General features: G+C 71.6%; 16 protein-coding genes. 3 read left to right on the plus strand and 13 right to left on the minus strand.

The genetic code is table 11. From position 1 onward, the window contains the following. The 4 genes from ACIA5G_RS29760 to ACIA5G_RS29775 are packed head-to-tail and all read right to left on the minus strand — an operon-like array spanning position 1 to position 3,321. Positions 1 to 411, minus strand: a complete 411-nt coding sequence (locus tag ACIA5G_RS29760) for a hypothetical protein (RefSeq protein ID WP_395929011.1) — start codon at positions 409 to 411, stop codon at positions 1 to 3. Further along, on the minus strand, positions 408 to 1,172 hold the full coding sequence (locus tag ACIA5G_RS29765; RefSeq protein WP_395929013.1) for a 2-keto-4-pentenoate hydratase: 765 nt from the start codon (positions 1,170 to 1,172) through the stop codon (positions 408 to 410). Before ACIA5G_RS29765 ends, ACIA5G_RS29760 begins: the two co-directional genes overlap by 4 nt. After that, positions 1,169 to 1,618: a nitroreductase family deazaflavin-dependent oxidoreductase gene (locus ACIA5G_RS29770; RefSeq protein ID WP_395929015.1), complete on the minus strand. Its 450-nt coding sequence runs from the start codon at positions 1,616 to 1,618 to the stop codon at positions 1,169 to 1,171. The genes ACIA5G_RS29765 and ACIA5G_RS29770 overlap by 4 nt, the downstream gene beginning before the upstream one ends. After that, on the minus strand, positions 1,615 to 3,321 hold the full coding sequence (locus ACIA5G_RS29775; RefSeq protein ID WP_395929017.1) for an acyl-CoA dehydrogenase: 1,707 nt from the start codon (positions 3,319 to 3,321) through the stop codon (positions 1,615 to 1,617). Before ACIA5G_RS29775 ends, ACIA5G_RS29770 begins: the two co-directional genes overlap by 4 nt. Before the next feature lie 235 nt (positions 3,322 to 3,556). Here ACIA5G_RS29775 and ACIA5G_RS29780 point away from each other — a divergent pair, with 235 nt between their 5' ends. Further along, a complete protein-coding gene (locus ACIA5G_RS29780; protein WP_395929019.1) occupies positions 3,557 to 5,101 on the plus strand; it encodes a DEAD/DEAH box helicase in 1,545 nt (514 codons plus the stop codon). Between the two features lie 390 nt (positions 5,102 to 5,491). Here ACIA5G_RS29780 and ACIA5G_RS29785 read toward each other — a convergent pair whose 3' ends face one another. The 4 genes from ACIA5G_RS29785 to ACIA5G_RS29800 form a co-directional block, all read right to left on the minus strand. Then, the gene (locus ACIA5G_RS29785; RefSeq protein ID WP_395929021.1) at positions 5,492 to 6,433 is read right to left on the minus strand and encodes an acyl-ACP desaturase; all 942 of its coding nucleotides are present in this window, start codon (positions 6,431 to 6,433) and stop codon (positions 5,492 to 5,494) included. A 119-nt stretch (positions 6,434 to 6,552) separates the two neighbouring features. Further along, on the minus strand, positions 6,553 to 7,437 hold the full coding sequence (locus ACIA5G_RS29790; protein ID WP_395929023.1) for an ABC transporter permease: 885 nt from the start codon (positions 7,435 to 7,437) through the stop codon (positions 6,553 to 6,555). Next, on the minus strand, positions 7,424 to 8,215 hold the full coding sequence (locus tag ACIA5G_RS29795) for an ABC transporter ATP-binding protein (RefSeq protein ID WP_395929025.1): 792 nt from the start codon (positions 8,213 to 8,215) through the stop codon (positions 7,424 to 7,426). The genes ACIA5G_RS29790 and ACIA5G_RS29795 overlap by 14 nt, the downstream gene beginning before the upstream one ends. A 20-nt stretch (positions 8,216 to 8,235) precedes the next feature. Next, positions 8,236 to 9,294, minus strand: a complete 1,059-nt coding sequence (locus ACIA5G_RS29800; RefSeq protein ID WP_395929027.1) for an ABC transporter substrate-binding protein — start codon at positions 9,292 to 9,294, stop codon at positions 8,236 to 8,238. 312 nt (positions 9,295 to 9,606) lie between these two features. Here ACIA5G_RS29800 and ACIA5G_RS29805 point away from each other — a divergent pair, with 312 nt between their 5' ends. After that, positions 9,607 to 10,005, plus strand: coding sequence for a hypothetical protein (locus ACIA5G_RS29805; RefSeq protein WP_395929029.1), 399 nt, complete (start codon positions 9,607 to 9,609; stop codon positions 10,003 to 10,005). Between the two features lie 418 nt (positions 10,006 to 10,423). Here the strand turns inward: ACIA5G_RS29805 and ACIA5G_RS29810 are convergent, their stop codons facing one another. From ACIA5G_RS29810 to ACIA5G_RS29820, 3 genes are read right to left on the minus strand one after another with little or no spacing between them, the layout of a single operon-like run. Then, positions 10,424 to 11,434 (minus strand): S-adenosylmethionine:tRNA ribosyltransferase-isomerase, encoded by a 1,011-nt coding sequence (locus ACIA5G_RS29810; RefSeq protein ID WP_395929032.1) that lies wholly within the window; start codon positions 11,432 to 11,434, stop codon positions 10,424 to 10,426. Beyond that, positions 11,431 to 12,102: an SDR family NAD(P)-dependent oxidoreductase gene (locus tag ACIA5G_RS29815; protein ID WP_395929034.1), complete on the minus strand. Its 672-nt coding sequence runs from the start codon at positions 12,100 to 12,102 to the stop codon at positions 11,431 to 11,433. Before ACIA5G_RS29815 ends, ACIA5G_RS29810 begins: the two co-directional genes overlap by 4 nt. Positions 12,103 to 12,146: 44 nt before the next feature. Then, positions 12,147 to 13,514 (minus strand): purine-cytosine permease family protein, encoded by a 1,368-nt coding sequence (locus tag ACIA5G_RS29820; RefSeq protein WP_395929036.1) that lies wholly within the window; start codon positions 13,512 to 13,514, stop codon positions 12,147 to 12,149. Positions 13,515 to 13,686: 172 nt separating this feature from the next. Here ACIA5G_RS29820 and ACIA5G_RS29825 point away from each other — a divergent pair, with 172 nt between their 5' ends. Continuing rightward, on the plus strand, positions 13,687 to 15,219 hold the full coding sequence (locus tag ACIA5G_RS29825) for a sensor histidine kinase (RefSeq protein WP_395929282.1): 1,533 nt from the start codon (positions 13,687 to 13,689) through the stop codon (positions 15,217 to 15,219). Positions 15,220 to 15,272: 53 nt separating this feature from the next. Here ACIA5G_RS29825 and ACIA5G_RS29830 read toward each other — a convergent pair whose 3' ends face one another. Further along, positions 15,273 to 17,204, minus strand: coding sequence for a protease pro-enzyme activation domain-containing protein (locus tag ACIA5G_RS29830; protein WP_395929038.1), 1,932 nt, complete (start codon positions 17,202 to 17,204; stop codon positions 15,273 to 15,275). Between the two features lie 306 nt (positions 17,205 to 17,510). Then, a complete protein-coding gene (locus ACIA5G_RS29835; protein WP_395929040.1) occupies positions 17,511 to 18,659 on the minus strand; it encodes an ROK family protein in 1,149 nt (382 codons plus the stop codon). Positions 18,660 to 18,690 lie beyond the last annotated feature (31 nt).

Here is an 18,690-nt window from a genome sequence, read left to right on the forward strand (position 1 = left end):
TCAGCGGAGCGCGAAGAGCCCGGTCACGAACAACACCACCGGGACCACGGCGGCCGCCGAGCCGACCAGCCCCGTGCCCTCGCGCCAACCGGCTCGGGAGGACTCGCGGACAAGCCGGCGGACCAGCGCCGCCTCCACGACGGCAGTCAGCACAAAACCGAGGCCGACACCGAAGATCGCCGCCGCGCCCACGACCAGCAGACCCGACGTCGACGCCGTCCCCAGCGGCACCGCGACCTCCCAGCGCACCACCCCCGCGGCCGCCGCGAGCAGCGCCAGCACCACCACGAAGGCGACCAGGAAGCCGATCCGCGCCGACGGCCGGTGCTGGCCGCGCGAGAACCACCAGAACCCCGCGTCGAGGGCCAGGACGACCACGGCGAGCACCACGAACCCGGCCCGGAGCGTCATCCGGCGAACCGCACTTCCACGCTGCCCAGCTCACCGAAGTCCGCCACCACGTGCCCGCCGGCGCGGATCGGGCACGGTGCGGTCGCCGTTCCCGTCGTCACGATGTCGCCCGGGCGGAGGCGGCGGCCGTGGCGGGCGAGCTCCATCGCCAGCCAGTGCAGCGCCAGCCGCGGGTCGCCGAGGACCAGGCTGCCGGCGCCGCGCGAGAACTCCTCGCCGTCGGCGTGCAGGACCACCGTGCGGCGCGGCAGGTCGAGGTCGCGCCAGCCCGGCACCGCGCGGCCTTCGACGAACCGGCCCGCGCACGCGACGTCGGCCAGCAGCTGCGGGCCGCCCGCGTGCTGGTGGTCGGTGTAGCGGCTGTCCGGCAGCTCGATCGCGAGGAACATCGTGTCGACGGCGTCGAGCACCGCGGTCAGCGACGGCGACGGGCCGGGATCGGCCTTCAGCCGGAAGGCGAACTCGGGCTCGGCGACCCCCATGGTCATGGTGTCGGCGGGCACGACCGCACCTTCGACGTGGTGGAAGCGTTCGAACACCACGCCCGGCAGCGGACCCGGGACGTCCAGGTACTGCCGGGCGTACACGGTGGTCGCGGCGATCTTCCAGCCGGACACCGGCCCGGCCAGCTCGGCGAGCGACGCCTGCGCGGCCATGCCCTCGGCGGTGTCGCGGGGGCGGCTTTCCGGCGGCAGGCCGTCCAGGCGCTTGCCGGTCTGCCACGCGTCCCAGATCAGCTCCGCCGCCCGCTCTCGGTTCACGCTCGTGATCTTGCCAACCGGAAGACCGGGTGTCGATCGGCTTCCGCGGCGAAGGCTTCCGGCGGGTCGCTCAGCTTCGCGTCGAAGAACGGCGCCGTCACGGGGATCTTGCGGACGTACGCGCGCAGCACCGGTCCGGCCGTGGCGGCGTCGGCCGCCTCGACCTCCCACGTCTCGCGCGTGCGGCCGCGCCACAGCCGGGCGGTCGGGTCGGCGCGCAGGTTGTGCACCCAGCCGACCTGCCCGTACGGCGACACGAGCCAGCGCACGCCGCCGACCTCGAGGACGTTGACCGGCGTCGTCCGGTCCGCCCCGCTCTTGCGGCCCCGGGTGGTCAGCAGCCACCCGGTGCTCCCCACGATCGGGATCCCGCGCTCCAGCAACGCCTTCACGACCACGTTCGCGGCTTTCCGCGTCACGCCGAGCCGGTACTCCCTGGCCATCATGGCTGCATAGCGTAGGCCCCCGAGAGGTCGCGCACCCGCGCCCAGACGTTCTCGAAGCGCTCGGCGTCCACCACCGGCTTGCGCAGCGCGGCCAGCGCGATCGCCTGCTGGGCCCCGGTCGAGCTCGCCTTGCCGTTGAGGTCGACCGCGGCGGCGCTGAAGTCCTGGACCAGCACCGCGAAGATCTGGTCGACGACCTCGGCGTCCACCCCGGTGATCCGGGCCTGCTCCAGGATCAGCTGGCCGTACACGACGAGGGTGAACAGCTCGGTCAGCGCGAGCCCGAAGTCGAGGTCGGCCTGCTGCGCCTCGTCCGGCGCCGCCTCGGTGAGCAGCTTGACCAGCGCGCCGGCCTGCTCGGTGAACAGCGCGACGTTCGGGATGTGCGCGGCTTCGGCGTAGGCGGTCTTCCAGTCGTGGAACCGGACCTTCGACAGGCCGCGCGCCGGGCCCTGGCGGAAGAGGAACTCGTCGTCCGCGGCGTCGGTGCGGGTGCCGACCGGCGCGTACTCCTGCAGCGCGAAGAGGTAGGCGGGCATGAACTTCGCGATCAGCGCGAGGTTCACCGCCACCGTGCCTTCGAGCTTGGGCAGGCCGTCGATGTCGTTCTTCGACATCGCGAGGTAGGTGTCGGCCTCGAAGCCCTTGGCCGCCACGACGTCGGCGACCAGGCCGATCACCTTCTGCGCCTCGGTGGTCACCTTCATCTTGGTGATCGGGTTGAAGAGCAGGTAGCGGCGGTCTTCGGCGTTGGCGCTGCGGAAGTAGTCGACGGCGCGGTCGGAGAACAGCTTCATCGCGGTCAGCCGCGCGTAGGCCTCGACGAACTCGCGGCGCACGTGCGGGAAGTTCGTGACGGGCTTGCCGTAGAGGACGCGGTTGTGCGCGTGCGTGATGGCCTCGTACAGCGAGTGCGTCGCCATGCCGATGCCGCCGAAGCAGAGGTTGAACTTGCCGATGTTGACCGTGTTCAGCGCGGCGCTGAAGGCTTCGGCGCCGACGTGCAGGATGTCGTCGGCGTGCACCGGGTAGTCCTCGAGCCGGAACTCGGCGACGTACATCTGCGACGGTACGACGTTCTTCACCACGTGGTAGTTCGGGTGCTCGGAGTCGGCGTAGAAGAAGACGTACTGGTCCGGACCTTCAACACCGTCGATGCGGCCGAAGACCGAGACCGTGCGGGCGCAGTTGCCGTTGCCGATGTAGTACTTCGAGCCGGTGGCGCGGTAACCGTCGCCGTCCTTGGTGAGCACCAGGTCCGAGGAGTAGATGTCGGCACCGTGGTCCTTTTCGGACAGTCCGAAGGCGCCGACGCCACCCGCGTCCAGCGCGTCCGCCGCACGCTTGCGGGCGACGTCGTTGCCGCTCTGCCACACCGGGCCGAGGCCGAGGATCGTGACCTGCCACGGGTACCAGTAGTTCAGCCCGTAGAACCCGAGGATTTCCGACAGGGCGGCGACGCGGGCGGTGTCCCAGCGCTTGTCCGGGTGGCCGTCGGCGTTCGCGGCCGGCGTCAGGAAGGTCGAGAACAGGCCTTCCTTGCCGGCGAACTCGAGGAAGTCCGCGTAGAAGGTGCGGGCGTGGTAGTCCTCGGTCAGTTTCGCCTTGCCGCGCTGCTCGAACCAGTCGATGGTGGCCCGGAGCAGCCGGCGCGTCTCCGCGTCGAAGTGGCTCGGGTCGTACTCGTGCGGGTTCAGCAGCATGGGACTCCTCCTTGATTACCGACCGGTAACTTAGCAAGGCGATCCGAGTGCAAGCAATCTCACTGGGGGTACGTCACCCCGGCCAGCTATACTGATCTTGCGGGCCGCTCAGTTCTGCCTCGGCCCGCTGCTGTTGTCGACTACCACGCGCCGCGGCCGTTGACCGGTCTGCGCCGGGCAGGACAACCCTTCTCAGGTAACGGAGACCAGGGCGCAGCTGCGCCCGCATGCACTTATGACGACTTTTGCTGAACTCGGCCTGCCCACGACCCTGGTGACCGCGCTAGCCGCCCAGGGCGTCACCGAGCCCTTCCCCATCCAGGCGGCGACCCTGCCGCACACCCTCGCCGGGCGTGACGTGCTCGGCCGCGGCCGGACCGGCTCCGGCAAGACCTACGGCTTCGTGCTGCCCCTGCTGGCGCGCCTCTCGGCGGGCCCGACGCGGCGCAAGCCCGGCCGTCCCCGTGCGCTGATCCTGGCGCCGACCCGTGAGCTCGCGACGCAGATCGAAGCGGCGATCGTGCCGCTGGCCAAGCCGCTGGGCCTGCGCACGACCACCATCTTCGGCGGCGTTTCGGCCAACCCGCAGATCACCAAGCTGCGTGACGGCGTCGACATCGTCGTCGCCTGCCCCGGCCGGCTCGCCGACCACATGCGCTCCGGGCACGTGAAGCTCGACACCATCGAGATCACCGTCCTCGACGAGGCCGACCACATGGCCGACCTGGGCTTCCTGCCCGAGGTGCGGCGGATCATGGACGCGACGCCGTCGCGCGGCCAGCGGATGCTGTTCTCCGCGACCCTGGACAACGGCGTCGACGTGCTGGTCAAGCGCTTCATGAGCGACCCGGTCACGCACAGCGTCGACTCGGCGCAGTCGCCGGTGTCGACGATGGAGCACCACGTGCTGCACCTCGAGGAGACCCACCGGCTGCCGGTGCTGGTCGACCTCACCGCGGCGCCGGGCCGCACGCTGGTGTTCACCCGGACGAAGAGCCGCGCGAAGGCGCTGACGCGCAAGCTGGTGGCGTCCGGCGTCCCGGCCGTCGAGCTGCACGGCAACCTCGGCCAGAACGCGCGCACCCGCAACCTCGAGGCGTTCTCCTCGGGCGCGGCGAAGACCCTGGTCGCGACCGACATCGCGGCCCGCGGCATCCACGTCGACGACGTCCGCCTGGTCATCCACGCCGACCCGCCGGTCGAGCACAAGGCGTACCTGCACCGCTCGGGCCGCACGGCGCGCGCCGGCGCGTCCGGCACGGTGGTGACGCTGATGACCGACGCGCAGGTCCGCGACGTCCGCGACCTCACCCGCAAGGCCGGCATCAAGCCGACCACGACCCAGCTCGGCCCGGGTCACCCGCTGCTGGCGGAGCTGGCCCCCGGTGAGCGTTCGTTCACGGCGTCCCCGAAGCGCCCGGTGGTGGACAACCGCCCGAAGAAGGTGACCGCCTCGGGTGCGGCGCCGGGTAGCGGGCGTGGACGTCGTGGTGGCGCGCCGAAGGAGAACCGCGGCGGCCAGCGCGCCCGCGCCAACACCCAGGCGAGCCGCGACGGCCAGCCGGGACGTACTTCGCAGCGGTCGGCCGGCGGCCAGGGCTCCGGTTCGGCGGCTCGGCAGTCGGACGGCGGCCAGCGTCGCCAGGGAGCGAACATCGCCGGTGGCGGCGGCGGGCGTCGCGGCGGCTCGGCCTCGACGACGGCGGCGCCCCGGCGCAGCGGCGGCGCGGCGGCGTTCTCGTCGGGCACCCGCGCGGGTGGCCGGCGCGGCGGTCGCTGACCGGCACTGGACACGGATACGGCGAAGGCCGCCTCGGACTCCGAGGCGGCCTTCGCCGTTGCTGGAGGGGGCGGAGTGGCCGCGGTTCGCGCTGGTGCGCGGCCGGCTCATCGGCACCCCCGCGGGCTCCCGGCGAGTTCCGCCGCCATCCGGGCTCGCGCCATACCTGCTCACCGGCACCCGCGGGCTCCCGGCCGAGTTCCGCCGCCATCCGGGCTCGCGCCGTGCCTGCTCATCGGCGCCGGCGGACTCCCGATGCGAGTTCCCGCAGAGCCGCGGCAACGCCGTCCGGGCTCTCGCCGCGGCGTTCCTTCGAGCAACCCGCGAGGCCAAGCCACCCGAATGCACCGAAGACCGCCTCGGAGAACTCCGAAGCGGCCTTCGCCGTCATCACACTGCGGGCAGACCTCGAGCCGCCGCCCGGGCAGCCATTGCGTCGCGGCGCTCCTCGAAGCGCGCAGCCTGCGTGTCCAGCGTCTTCATGAACGCCGCGAGCTCCTCGCGCGCCGTCTCGCCGACCTCGCCGAAGCCGTGCCGGTCGAAGACCTTCCAGTACCGCAGCAGCGGCATCACGACGTCGTCGTGGTGGATGCGCAGGTCGTAGATGCCCGCCTTGGCGATCAGCGCCGCCTTGCGGGCGAAGCTGGGGATGACCGCGCCCGGCATCGCGAAGTCGAGGACCTCGTCGGTGATCGCCCGCATCATCGCGTCGGGCGAGATCTCCAGGGCCGCCTTCACCAGGTTGCGGTAGAACACCATGTGCAGGTTCTCGTCGGTGGACACCCGGGCGAGCAGCTTCTCCGCCAGCGGGTCCTGCGTGTACCGGCCGGTGTTGCGGTGCGAAAGCCGCGTTGCGAGCTCCTGGAACGAGACGTAGGCGCAGACCCGCAGCAGCGGCTTGTCCCCGGTCTCGTAGCCGGCCTGCATGGTCTCCATGCGCATCCGCTCGAGCTCGACCGGGTCGACCGCCCGCGTCACGAGCAGGTAGTCGCGGATGGCGATGCCGTGCCGGCCCTCCTCCGCCGTCCAGCGGTGCACCCAGGTGCCCCAGGCGCCGTCGCGGCCGAAGGCGCGCTCGATCTCCCGGTGGTAGCTCGGCAGGTTGTCCTCGGTCAGCAGGTTGACCTCGAGCGCGGTCCGGGCGATCGGCGTCACCCGGGACTGCTCCGGGTTCCACGCCTCACCGCCCAGATCGGCGAAGTTCCGGCCTTCACTCCACGGTACGTACTCGTGGGGCATCCACTCCTGGGCGGCCGTGAGGTGGCGGTTGAGGTTTTCCTCGACCGTCCCCTCGAGCTCGTACATGAGTGCGGTGCTCTCGGAAACGGTCATGCGCCCGTCCTTCCGGGGGAATCGATGGCGAGACCTACGCAACCGTAAGTTACGGTCCCGTAGGTTACGTCAACGAACGCCGGCCCGGGACAGTTCCGTGGGGGACGTCACCGTCGAGGCTAGAGGGACGAGGTCAGGCCGCGGGCCCGCAGCACCGCGCGCTCCAGCGGGCGGAACACCAGCAGCTCGATCCCCACGCCGACCAGCAGGATCAGGAAGATCGCCGCGATCACCGTCTCGATGCTGTTGAGCGACGACCCCTGGTTCAGGTACGCGCCGAGCCCGACACCCAGCTGCGGCGACAGCGCGATCAGCTCGGCCGCCATCAGCGAGCGCCACGAGAACGCCCACCCCTGCTTGAGGCCGGCGAGGAAGCCCGGCAGCGCCGCGGGCAGCAGGATGTGCCGGGCCGAGGAGAGCCGGTTCGCGCCCATCACCTGGCCGACGCGCGGCAGGATCGGCGGGATCTGGTCGATGCCGGACACCAGGCCGTTCGCGATCGACGGCACCGAGCCGAGCAGCACGACGAAGTAGATCGCGCCGTCGTTGATCCCGAACCACAGGATCGCGGCCGGCACCCACGCCACCGACGGCAGGCTCTGCAGCCCGGTCAGCAGCGGCCCGATCGCCGCCCGCACCACACGGACCTTCGCCACGAGCAGGCCCAGCGGCGTGCCGATGAGCACCCCGGCGACAAACCCGAGCGCGGCGCGGTGCACCGACGTCCAGACGAACTCGAAGACCTCGCCGGTGACGACCCGGCTCCAGAACTCGTCCCACACCGCGAGCGGCGCGGGCAGCTGCGTCTCGGGCCAGAACGCCGCGGCCCACAGGACCTGCCAGACGACGAGCAGCAGGACGAGCGCGCCCAACGGCGGCAGGAACCCCCAGGCGAAGCGCTTCCAGAAGCTCGGGCGACGCTCCCCCACCGGGGCGTCGAGCGAATCCAGTCCGGCGCCGACCGCGTCCAGATCGGCTTCGGCGGACCGGTCAAGCTGCGGCATGGGTGCTGATCACCTCACGCAGGTGCCCGGTGATTTCCTCGGTCAGCTCCTCGGCGTCGGCCAGCGGCACGTCCGTCCACTCGCGGACGACCCGTCCGGGCCGCGACGACAGCAGCACCACCCGCTGCCCGAGCCGGACCGCCTCGCGCACGTCGTGGGTCACGAACAGCACGGACGTGCCGGTGCTGCGGTAGACGCGCAGCAGCTCACCCTGCAGGACATCGCGGGTGATGGCGTCGAGCGCGGCGAACGGCTCGTCCATCAGCAGCAGCGACTGCTCCGGGTCACCGCCGACACGCAGGGTCGCGGCCAGCGCGCGGGCCAGCGCGACCCGCTGGCGCATCCCGCCGGACAGCTCGTGCGGGCGCTTCTCCCCCGCGCCGGTCAGCCGGACCAGTTCCAGCAGCTCGGCGGCCTTTTCCCGGCGCTCGCCCCGGCCGAACCCGGCCAGCCGCAGCGGCAGCTCGACGTTGCGCGCGGCGGTCAGCCACGGCATCAGCGCGGCCTCCTGGAACATCACCGCGGGCCGCGATGTGTTGAGCGTGATCTTCCCCGCCGACGGCGCGTCCAGGCCGGCGACCAGGTTGAGCAGTGTGGTCTTGCCGCAGCCGGACGCGCCGAGCAGGCAGACGAACTCGCCGGGCGCCACCGTGAGGTCGACGCCGTCGAGTGCGACCACCGCGCGGCCGGTCGGGCCGAAGGTCTTGCGCACGCCGTCGAGGCGCACCGCGGCCGTGCCGGTGGGACTGGTCCTGCCGGTCGGGAGGGTGGTGGTCATGGCGTGCCTCTCCGGAGTGCTTACTTGGCCAGTTCGGGCGCGTTCACGGCGGGCTGGTTCTTCTCCTTGAGCACGTCGTTGAGCGGCCCGAAGTCGGCGAAACCCTTGAGCGCGACGGCGGACTTCACCACGCCCGCGGTCACCGAGTCCTGCGCGAGCTGCGGGAACTCGGCGGGGATCGGGTCGGTGGTCAGCTCGATGCCGGAGAACGCGCGGTCCAGGACCGCCGCGCTGAGGCTGCTGCCGGCCAGTTCCTTCAACGCGCCGTTGACGACGGTCTTCGCCTCGGCCGGGTTGGCCTTCGCCCAGTCGATCGCGGCCAGCTGGCCCTTCAGGACGGCGCGGACGGTGTCCGGGTGCTGCTGCAGGAACTCGCTGCGCACGATGACCACGGTGGTCGGGAAGCGGCCGCCCGGCCACAGGTCCTTCTCGTCGAGGAGCACCTTCGCGCCGGCGTCGAGGACCAGCCGCGACGACCACGGCTCGGGCAGCCAGCCGCCGTCGACCTCGCCCTTCTTGAAGGCGTCGAGCGTCTTGGAGTTGTCCAGGTTGGTGATCTTGACCTGGCCGGTCAGGTTCTTGCCGGCGAGGAACTTCTTGAGCGCGACGTCCTGGGTGTTGGCCAGCTGCGGGGTGGCGATGTTCTTGCCCTTGAGCTGGTCGACGCTGGTGATGTCCGGCTTGACGACCAGCTGCGCGCCGCCCGAGACGGCGCCGGAGATCAGCTGGATGGCACCCTTGGACTTGGTGAAGGCGTTGATCGCCGGCCCGGAGCCGATGAAGGCGATGTCGAGGGAGTTGCCCAGCAGCGCGTTGACCTCTTCCGGGCCCGCGTTGAACGTCTGGGTGGTGAGCTTGGTCGAGCCGAGCTCCTGCTTGAAGAAGTCCTTCTTGACGCCGATCAGCGCCGGGGCGTGCGTGACGTTCGGGAAGTACCCGAGGCGGACCTCGGACGCGGCGCCGGCGTTCGCGGCGGGCGCGGCGGTCTCCGCGGCGCGGGAGCAGCCCGCGAGCACGCCCACGACGGTCAGGGCGGCCAGCGCCGAGGCCAGGAAGCGGGTTCTGTGGTGGGTGCGCACGTCAGCGTCGCCTTTCGGGGATCGGTGTCGGGGCGAGGTTCGCACGGTCACCCACTGGGGCGCATAGCCATCCGCATCCCGGGAATTATGGTGAGATTCCTTGACATCGGTGGCCACTGCCCCTAAGGCAACCTGCTCTCGGGTGGTGGTGCCGGACGAGCATGCGGGCTGAACCGCCCCGGCGCGAGAGCCCGTCCGATGTTCCCGGTATCTGGACGTTCCTGGACGTTCTGTCAGGAAATCCGCCGATCCGGGCAACCGCTCGCATCACCCGAACGTGGTATGGGTGACCACGGAATCGGGAGGGATGTCATGACGAGCACCGCACACCGAGGAGGCCAGGGGGCCACCGGCGTCCGCGTGGCGCTGGTCGTGCTGTTCATCGGGCTGGGCCAGGCGTCGTTCGAGTGGCTGCGGTCGCTCGGCATGGACGCGGTGACGAGCCTGGTCGTCTGGGCGATCCCGGTGGTGACCGGGGCAGCAGTGGCGCTGGTGCTGTGGCTGGCGTCGGACCGCGCGTTCGCCCTGCGGAACTGGCTGCCGGTGGCGGTCAGCATCCCGGTGTACCTGGCCGGCGCGTTCGGCCTGGCCACGGCGACGGCGAGCCTGGTGGCTTCGATCGTGACGGGAGTGGGGGCCGGCATCGCGGTGGTTGCGGTGGCCGGGTTGGTGCGGGCGCGGCGGCAGGCTCGGGAGCCGGTGCGTCGCTGAGGTTGCTCGGTGGTGGCGCGTTGTGAACGACTCTTTCACCGCGTGGGATGGGATGAACGGGTCGTTCATGCTGTCCGGTAGTCGGTGGTGGCCGCGCGTACGAACACCAGCGGCCGGCGACTGTCCCGGGTTGCTGCGCTCGCGGCGACAGACTCCTGCGCGCCGCTGAGCCCCTGGACGGCCGCGATCGCGGCGCCAGATGCCGGAGCCCGCGCCGCTGAGCGGGGTTGTCCACAGCCCGGCCGTGATGTGGACCATCGTGGCCGGGCTGCGGGTTTTCCGGGCTTTCCGTCGGACCCCGTCGATACGCTGGAGCGGGGCGGTCCCCCAGGGAGGGCGGGCCCTGCGGTGATGGCGGTCGGTGACGGTCAGTGACGGCGGTCGGCGGCGGGGCGGCGGCAAGGCGGCGAGGCGGCGGTCAGTGGCGCAACAGCAGGGACACGTCGCCGAACTCGTGCCACAGGTAGCGGCGCTCCACCGCCGCGTCGTACGCGCGCTGGACCACCTCCGCGCCCGCCACCGCCTCCAGCAGCAGCAGGTGGGATGCGTCAGGTGCGTGCAAGCCGGTGACGATGCCGTCCGCCACTCGGGCCGGGCGCGATGGGCCGAGCACCAGGTTCGTCCAGCCCTCGGCCGCGCGGACGATCCCGTCCTCGGACGCCGCCGACTCCAGGGCCCGGGCCGCCGTTGTGCCCACCGCGATCACCCGGCCGCCGCGCTCGCGGACCCACGAGACCAGCGCCGCTGTCGTTGCAGGCACGCGGAAGCGTTCGGCTTGGGGTGGCTCGGCCGCCTCCGGGGACGACACCCCTGTGTGCAGCAGGAGCGGCGCGAACAACACGCCGTCCGTGACCAGGCGCGTCACCAATGACGAAGTGAACGGGCGGGCCGCCGACGGCATCTCCGCGCTGCCCGGCTCGTGGGCGAACACCGTCTGGTAGTCCGAAAGCGGCCACGCGCGCGGGACGTAGCCGTAGCGGATCGGGCGGCCCTTCGCCGCCAAGAGACCCGTCACCGGCACCGATACCGCCGCCCGCCACAGCCGCGCCGCACCCGGGACGGCCGGGGCCAGCAACGTCAGTGACGCGCCGCCGGGCAGCTCCAGGCGCTCCCCCGCGTGGCCGTCGAGCAGGGGACCGCCGGGTGCGCGCAGCTCGATGACCCACGCGCCGTCGTCGAGTTCGGTCGCGAAGTGGACGACGACCGGGCGGCCGTTGCGGACCGCGTCGACCGCCGCGGGCAGCGTTCCCGATGTGTTGATGACCAGCAGGTCGCCGGGGAGCAGGTGCTCGGACAACGCAGTGAACACCGTGTGGTGCACGCCCGACGGTGAAGCGACCAGCAAGCGGACCTCGTCGCGCGCCAGGCCGCGGGCCTCCGGTGGGGCCGACGCGGACAGCTCGGCCGGCAGGTCGAACCGGATGCTCATGCCGTCACCAGGAGGTCGGCGGCGCGGTAACGCCCGCTCGGTGGGCGCTCGGCGAGCAGGCGCAGGAACGCGGGAACCGCGGTCTCCGGCAGCGGCCGGTCCGAGATGTCCTCGCCGGGGAAGGCGCGCTGGTGCATCGCCGTGCGCAGGTCGCCCGGGTCGACCGCGTACACGGCCAGGTCCGGGTTCTCCGCGCCGAGCACGGCGGTGAGCTGGTCGAGCGCGGCCTTCGCGGAACCGTAGCCGCCCCAGCCTTCGTAGGCTTCGACCGCGGCGTCCGAGCTGACGTTGACGATCGTGCCGCGTGATGCGGTCAAAGCGGGCAGCAGCAGCTGCGCCAGAGCAAGGGGCGCAAAGACGTTCACGCGGTAGACGTCTTCCAGTTCTGCCAAGGGGTAGCGAGCCAAAGGTGGCAGCGGGCTGACGCCCAGGGAACTGGCGTTGTTGACGAGCAGGTCCAGCGATGGACAGGCGTCGGCCAGCGCGGCGCGGTGAGCCGGGTCGGCGACGTCGCCGGGCACGGCCGTGAAGCCGATCTCCCGGGCCGCCGAACTCAGCGCGGCTGCGTCCCGGCCGTCGCCGACGACTGTCCACTTGCGACTCACCAGGGCGGCGGCGAGGGCTCGGCCCAGGCCCGCGGATGCACCGGTGACTAGTGCGGTTGGCATGGTTCCTCCTTCGAGGGGTACCACACCATCCTCAAACCTCTACATTACTGGAGGTCAACCGGACGACGGCCGCGCAGCAGGAAATACGCTGCCAGCGAAACGACGAGGCCGACGTAGTACGCCAGATCCGCGCCGTGCAGCGCCGCGGCGACCGGTCCGGTGTAGAGGGATGTGTTCATGAACGGCACCGCCGCGGCGAACCCTGCGACAAACGCGACGATCGCCGCCCACGGCCGAAGAGTCGTCGACGTCAGGACGTCCACACGCCGCCCGTCGCGGGTCCGCGCGAGCCAGTCCGGGACGACCACGCCGAGGAACGGCGGGATCCAATAACTCACGAACAGCAGCACGTTCTCGAACTTGGCCGAGAGGTCGCCGCTGTGCATCCAGAGGATCAGCGCGAACGCGAGCACCGTGACGACCACCGCCGACACCGGGCGCCGCAGCCGGACGCCGACGGTCTGCAGGGCCAGCGAGCCGCTGTAGTCGTTCATCGCGTTCGACGACACCGCCGCGAGCGCGATCACGGCCAGCGCCATCGAGCCCAGGAACCCGCCGCCGAGCAGCGCCGCGACCCCGGTCGACGTCTTGTCGCCCAGCGACGACCCCAATGCGAGCCCGAGGCTTTCGCCGATCGCGTACGAAACGACGAGGCCGAGCAGAGTCGCCCAGAAGACACTGCGCGAGGACGTCGAAGCGGGCAGGTAGCGGCTGAAGTCCGAGGCGTACGGCGCCCAGGAGATCGCCAGGGACAACGCGATCGTCGTGAACAACACGACGCCGCCCGCCAGGTCGGCGCCCGAAGCGGTGTCGGCGGTGACGATCGGGCGTCCGGAAAGGACTTTCACGGCGAGCGCGGCGAAAGCGAGCACGAGCAGCACGCTCATCACGGCCTGCACGCGGTGGATCAGCGCGTAGCCGAACACCCCGAGCGCGCACTGCAGCACGAGGACGATCAGCACCGCGGCCCAGAACGGCAGCCCGGTCAGCTCGGCCAGCGCTTCGCCGCCGAACAGCCCGACCAGCGCGTCCCAGGCGATCGAGCCGAGCCACTGCACCAGACCGGGGAGCACCACCGCGCCGCCGAAGGGCAGCCGGGCGAGCGGGAGCTGGCCGGTGCCGGTGCGCGGTCCCCAGGTGGACAGGTACGCGACCGGCAGCGAACCGAGGACGGTGCCGGCGAGCATCGCGGCCAGCCCGGTCCAGAACCCGAGGCCCAGTGACGCGGCGAGGGTGCCGGTGAACACCGCCGTCATGGTCAGGTTCGGCGCGAACCAGACGCTGAACAGCCGCCACGGCTTGCCGAACCGGTTGTCCGCCGGGACGGGGGTGATGCCGTGGGTTTCGATCGCCAGGTCGCCGGCTCCGGTGGGCATCCGCCCGCCGAAGGCCTCCGCACTCAGTCCGCTCATGTGCTGCCTTCCGTCCCGATCACCCTAAAGCGCGCCCGCCCGGTGTAACGCGACGGCCCGAACGGGCGAATCACGGTTAGCCGTTACCGGACCGCCGCGCGGGCCCGCCAGGATTGCCCGGGGCGGGGTCCGCCAGGAGGGTGGCGTGGTGCAGCATCCGCGGACGCTCGTGATGACCGGCCTGCTGACCGCCGGTGTTGCGCTCGGTGTCACCGCGTTGGCGATGAAGGCGGCGGAGGGCACCCACACCGCGCTCGACACCGCGCTCAGCGCCGCGACCGGGTTCCTGTTCCTGGTCGCGGGCGCGGTCGCGCACGTCCGGCGCCCGGCCAACCCGATCGGTGTGCTCATCGCGCTCGCCGGGGTCGCGCTGTTCCTCGAAGACCTGCAGTTCACGCGGAGCCCGGTGCTGTACACGATCGCCGTGCCGCTGCGTGCCGCGTCCAGCCCGGTGATCGCGCACCTCGTGCTCGCGTTCCCGCACGGCAGGCTGCGCTCGCGGTGGGAGCGGCTGCTCGTGGCCGCGGCCTACCTGGTGGTGCTCGGTTCGGGCGTGCTCGGGCTGCTGTTCAACAACGATCCCCGCGACCTGCTGGCGAGCTCACCCGGCTCGGGCGGTGCCGCCTTCGCCGACCGCGCCCTGGAGCTGGCCGCGACGGCGATCAGCGCGGGGGTGGTCGTCGTGCTGCTCTACCGGTGGCTGACCGGCCGGCTGCCGCAGCGGCGGCTGCTGTCCCCGGTGATCACGATCGCCCTGTTCGGTGCGGTCACGTCAGGAGTCGGCACGGCGCTCGGTGACGGGCACCCGCTGTCGGAGCCGCTGCTGCAGGCGTACCGGGTGCTGTTCTGCCTGTGGCCGCTGGCGTTCCTGGCCGGCGTGCTGCGCGCCCGCGTCGGCAACGCCGAGATGATCCGGCTGCTGCTGGAACGCGACGGCACCGGGCTGGCCGCGCTGGTGCAGGACGACGAGGTGTGGAAGGACAGCCGGTCGATCGACGCGCTCAACGCGGCAGCCGGGCTGGTGCTCGACAACCAGCGGCTGACGGCGGAGCTGGAACAGCGGCTGGCCGAGGTGCGGGCGTCGCGGGCCCGGCTGGTCGCGGCGGGCGACGAAGAGCGCCGCCGCCTGGAGCGCGACCTGCACGACGGCGCCCAGCAACGGCTGGTCAGCGTGGTCCTGCTGCTGCGGATGGCGGGTCGCCGGCACGGCGAGGCGCTGCCGCCGGAGGTCCGGGCGCTGCTGTCCGGCACGGTCGACGAGCTGCAGCGGGCGATCACGGACCTGCGCGAGCTGGCCCGCGGCATCCGCCCGGCGATCCTCACCGAGGCGGGCCTGGCGGCGGCGGTCCGGTCGCTGGCCGACCGGATCCCGATCGAGGTGGCGCTTTCGGTGGGCACCGTCCCCCGCCTCGACGCCGCCGTGGAGGCGACGGCGTACTTCGTGACGTCGGAGGCGTTGACGAACGCTCTGAAGCACGCGCAGACGGAGTCGGTCGACGTCCGGATCGCGGTCGAGGGGGCGGAGCTGCGGGTGACGGTGACCGACGCGGGCGTCGGCGGCGCGGAGATCGAGGGCGGCACCGGCCTGGCGGGCCTGCGCGATCGCGTCCAGGCCCTCGGTGGCGAGCTCGACGTGCGCAGCGGTCCCGGCGGCACCACGGTCTGCGCGGTCATTCCCCTCGCCGAGACCAGCGGAATGCCGTGAAGGGCACCCTCATGGACCGGATGGCCATGAGGGTGCCCTTCACGGAGTACCTGCTAGACGAGCAGCAGGAACAGCAGCCCGTTGGGCGTGCCGAGACCCGTCACGTCGTCGTAGCCCGGGGTCGTGTGGATGGTCAGACCCTGGTAGTCGAGCGTGCGCACCGAGGTGAGCAGGCCGTCCGAAGCGTCGACCGAGTTCGCGTAGTCGACGCGCTCCACGGCGGCGTTCACGTGCTTCACGTCGCTGATCGCCGAGGTGCGGGAGGTCAGCTTGTAGATCACGGGGTTGATGAAGCCGTGGTGGAAGTGGTCGAAGCTGTCGGCCACCGCCATGATGCCGGCGAACACCGGCGACGCGAGGCTCGTGCCGCCGATCCGGTACTGGTCGTAGTAGGCGCCGTCCGGGAAGGTCTGCGTCTGGCCGACCAGGAAGCCGGTGTTCGGGTCACCGACCGCGGAGATGTCCGGGACGACCCGGCCCTTGTTGTTCCCGGTCTGGTTCTTCTTTGCCAGCGCGTCCGGCACGACACCCTTCTGGTAGAAGGGCTGCGCGAACAGCCGGCTCGTGCCGCCACCGGAACCGCTGGTGTAGGCCGCGGGGCCGTAGACGCCGTTGGTCAGCGAGGACTTGCTGGTCTCCCAGCCGGTCTCGAAGATCCGCTTGCCGTCCTTGCCGATCGCGATGGACGTGCCGCCGACCGCGGTGATCCACGGCGCCGAGGCGGAGAAGTCCGGCGACGGCGTGCCGAGGCGCGCGACCTCGTCACCGTTGTCACCCGAGGAGAAGTAGACGCCGATGCCCTCGAGCACCGCCTGCAGCGAGATCTGGTTGAAGACCTTGACCTCGTCGGCCGGGATGTCCTCGCCGGTGTCGCCGTAGGAGTTCGACACGATGTCGGCCTTGTGGCCGGCGATCACGTAGTTCAGCGCCACGTCGAGGGCGTTGTCCTCGCAGGACTCCCCGCCGACGTAAAGGATGTTCGCGCCCGGCGCGAGACCGTGGGCGGCCTCGACGTCGAGGGTCTCCTCGCCGTACCAGCCCGCCGCGTCACACTGGTCCGGCGGCTCGAGAACGGGGTTCGCCGGGAAGATGTGCTGCGAGAACTGGCTCTGCTTCAGCGGGTGCTGCGGGTCGTTCTTCTTCGCGTAGGTGCTCGCGTCGGCGTAGATGGTCGGCGAGGCGAACGCGTCGACGATGGCGATCGTGGTGCCCTTGCCGTCCGCGCCGACCTTGTCGACGCCGTAGGCCGACCGCAGCTGCGCCGGGGTGTAGCCGCACGGGGCGTACGGCAGGTGCTGGCCGTTGTAGGCGGGGTCGGTGGTGTCGACCTTCTCGCCGTAGTAGGCGCTGCACGGCTTCGCGTTGCGGAAGCCGGGGCCGGGTGCGACGTCGGACGGCGTCCCGGAACCGGTGGCGTGGTCCGGCTTGAACAGGTTGGTCGCCTGGTCCACGCCGACCACACCGAGCACGTCGTTCGCCAGGTTCGCGGGCACCGACAGGTTCTTGTCGGCGGCGCGGAGGGTCTGGCCCTTGACCTTGTACTTGCCTAGCTTGACCCCGAAGGCGTCCTGCGTCTGGCCGGCGGTGCCGGTGGCTTCGACGTAGGCGCGGTTCGACGGGACGTCGCCGATGCTGAAGCCGTTGCCGGTCAGCCACGACTTCACGGCGTTGACGGTGGCATCACTGGCGGCGAACCGGTCACGGACCTGGTCGGTGCTCAGGAACTGGCGGTAGGTCTTGCTGTCCGGATCGGACACCGCCTGCGCCAGGGCCTCGGCACCGGCGTTGTCGCGCTGGTTCAGGTACACCCGGAAGCTCAGCTTCGCCGCGGGCGCCGTGTCGGCGACCTTCGACTGCGCGTTCGCCCACAACGGGTGCGACTGCGGAATGTCCTGACGCCCCTGCGCCGACGCCGTCGCCGGCACGGCCGCGGTGAGACCACCCACCACCGCGAGCGAAAGGAGCAGGGTGGAGCTTCTTCGCACAGAAATCTCCCTCTTCGAATGCGGCCCCCAGGAAAAGGACCTAGAACACCGGACGAGACTAGATCGGGGTTCCGGCCGCGGGGAAGTCCTTGCGGAACCGTTATCTGGGCGCGAATTCACACGAAGACGGACGCGGTACGGAAATCCGATTTGTCGCACGGAAAACGCGAGGAATGCTCCTCGATGCGCGGTAAGTCCGATTCGTGACCGTATTGTGGAACACCCGCCCGGAGCGCCCGCCACCTACGAAAGTCGGATGCTCCGTCCACTCCGGACAGTCCGCCGGCGACGGCACTTCGGCCGTGGTCAGGCCCGTGCGGCCAGGCTGCGGTCGACCTCGGCCGGGGCGAACACCGACTCGACGACCATCGCCACCGCCCCGCCGAGCGCTTCGCCCCGGCCGCCGATTTCGACCCGCAGGCTCTGGGTCGCCCGCGGCAGCGCCCGCCGGTAGAGCACTTCCCGGACCCCCGCGACGAAGTGCGGCTCGGCGAGGTCGCCGGCGATCACCAGCACCCCGGGGTTGACCACGCAAACGAGCGTCGCGAGCACCTCCCCCACCTGCCGCCCGGCGAACTCGGCCAGCCGCACCGCGGCGGGCTCACCGGCCAGGATCCGCTCCCGGACGCCCGAACCCGACGTTGTCGGCAGGCCCAGCTCCGTCAGCCGCGCGGCCAGCGCGCCGCCGCTGGCGATCGCCGCGAGACAGCCGAGCGAGCCGCACATGCAGCGCGCCTCGGGGTGGCCGGGCAGGCGGATGTGGCCGATGTCGCCGGCCCCGCCGTCCACCCCGCGGTACACCTCGCCGCCGATCACGATCCCGGCGCCGATCCCGGTGGACACCTTGACCACCACCAGCGCGGCCGTGGCCGGGAAACGGGCGCGGTGCTCACCCAGGGCCATCAGGTTCGCGTCGTTGTCGACCAGCACCGGGGCGCCGAAGCGCGCGCCGAGGTAGGCGTCGATCGGGTAGCCGTCCCAGCCGGGCATGATCGGCGGCTGCGTGACGCGGGCGCGGCCGGGTTCGACCGGCCCCGGGACGGAGATGCCGACTCCGCAGATCGGCTGGTCCACCTCGGCCACCAGCTCCTCGAACCACTCCGCGATCCGGCCGAGCACGGGCTCCGGGCCGTCGGCGACCCGCACGGCGCCCTCCCGGTGGGCGAGCCGGCGTCCGGAGAGATCGGTGAGCGCGGCTTCGGCGTGCATCGTGTCGATGCTCGCGGCGAGGACAACGGCGTGCTGGTCGTCGAAGCACAGCTGCCGCGCCGGGCGGCCGCCGGTCGAGTCCTCCTGGCCGCCTTCGGTCAGCAGACCGGCCGCCTGGAGCTGGTCGAGCCGCGCGGTCAGCGTCGAGCGCGACAGGCCGCTGCGCACGAGCAGGGCCTTGCGCGTGGTCGCTTGCCCGGTTCTGACCAGCTGCAACAGCTCTCCGGCCGTGGTCGGCACCGTCATCCCGAACCCCCTCTCCGGTGTGGCCTGCATC

Source organism: Amycolatopsis sp. NPDC051758 (genome assembly GCF_044453095.1).
In the GTDB taxonomy this organism is placed as follows: Bacteria; Actinomycetota; Actinomycetes; order Mycobacteriales; family Pseudonocardiaceae; genus Amycolatopsis.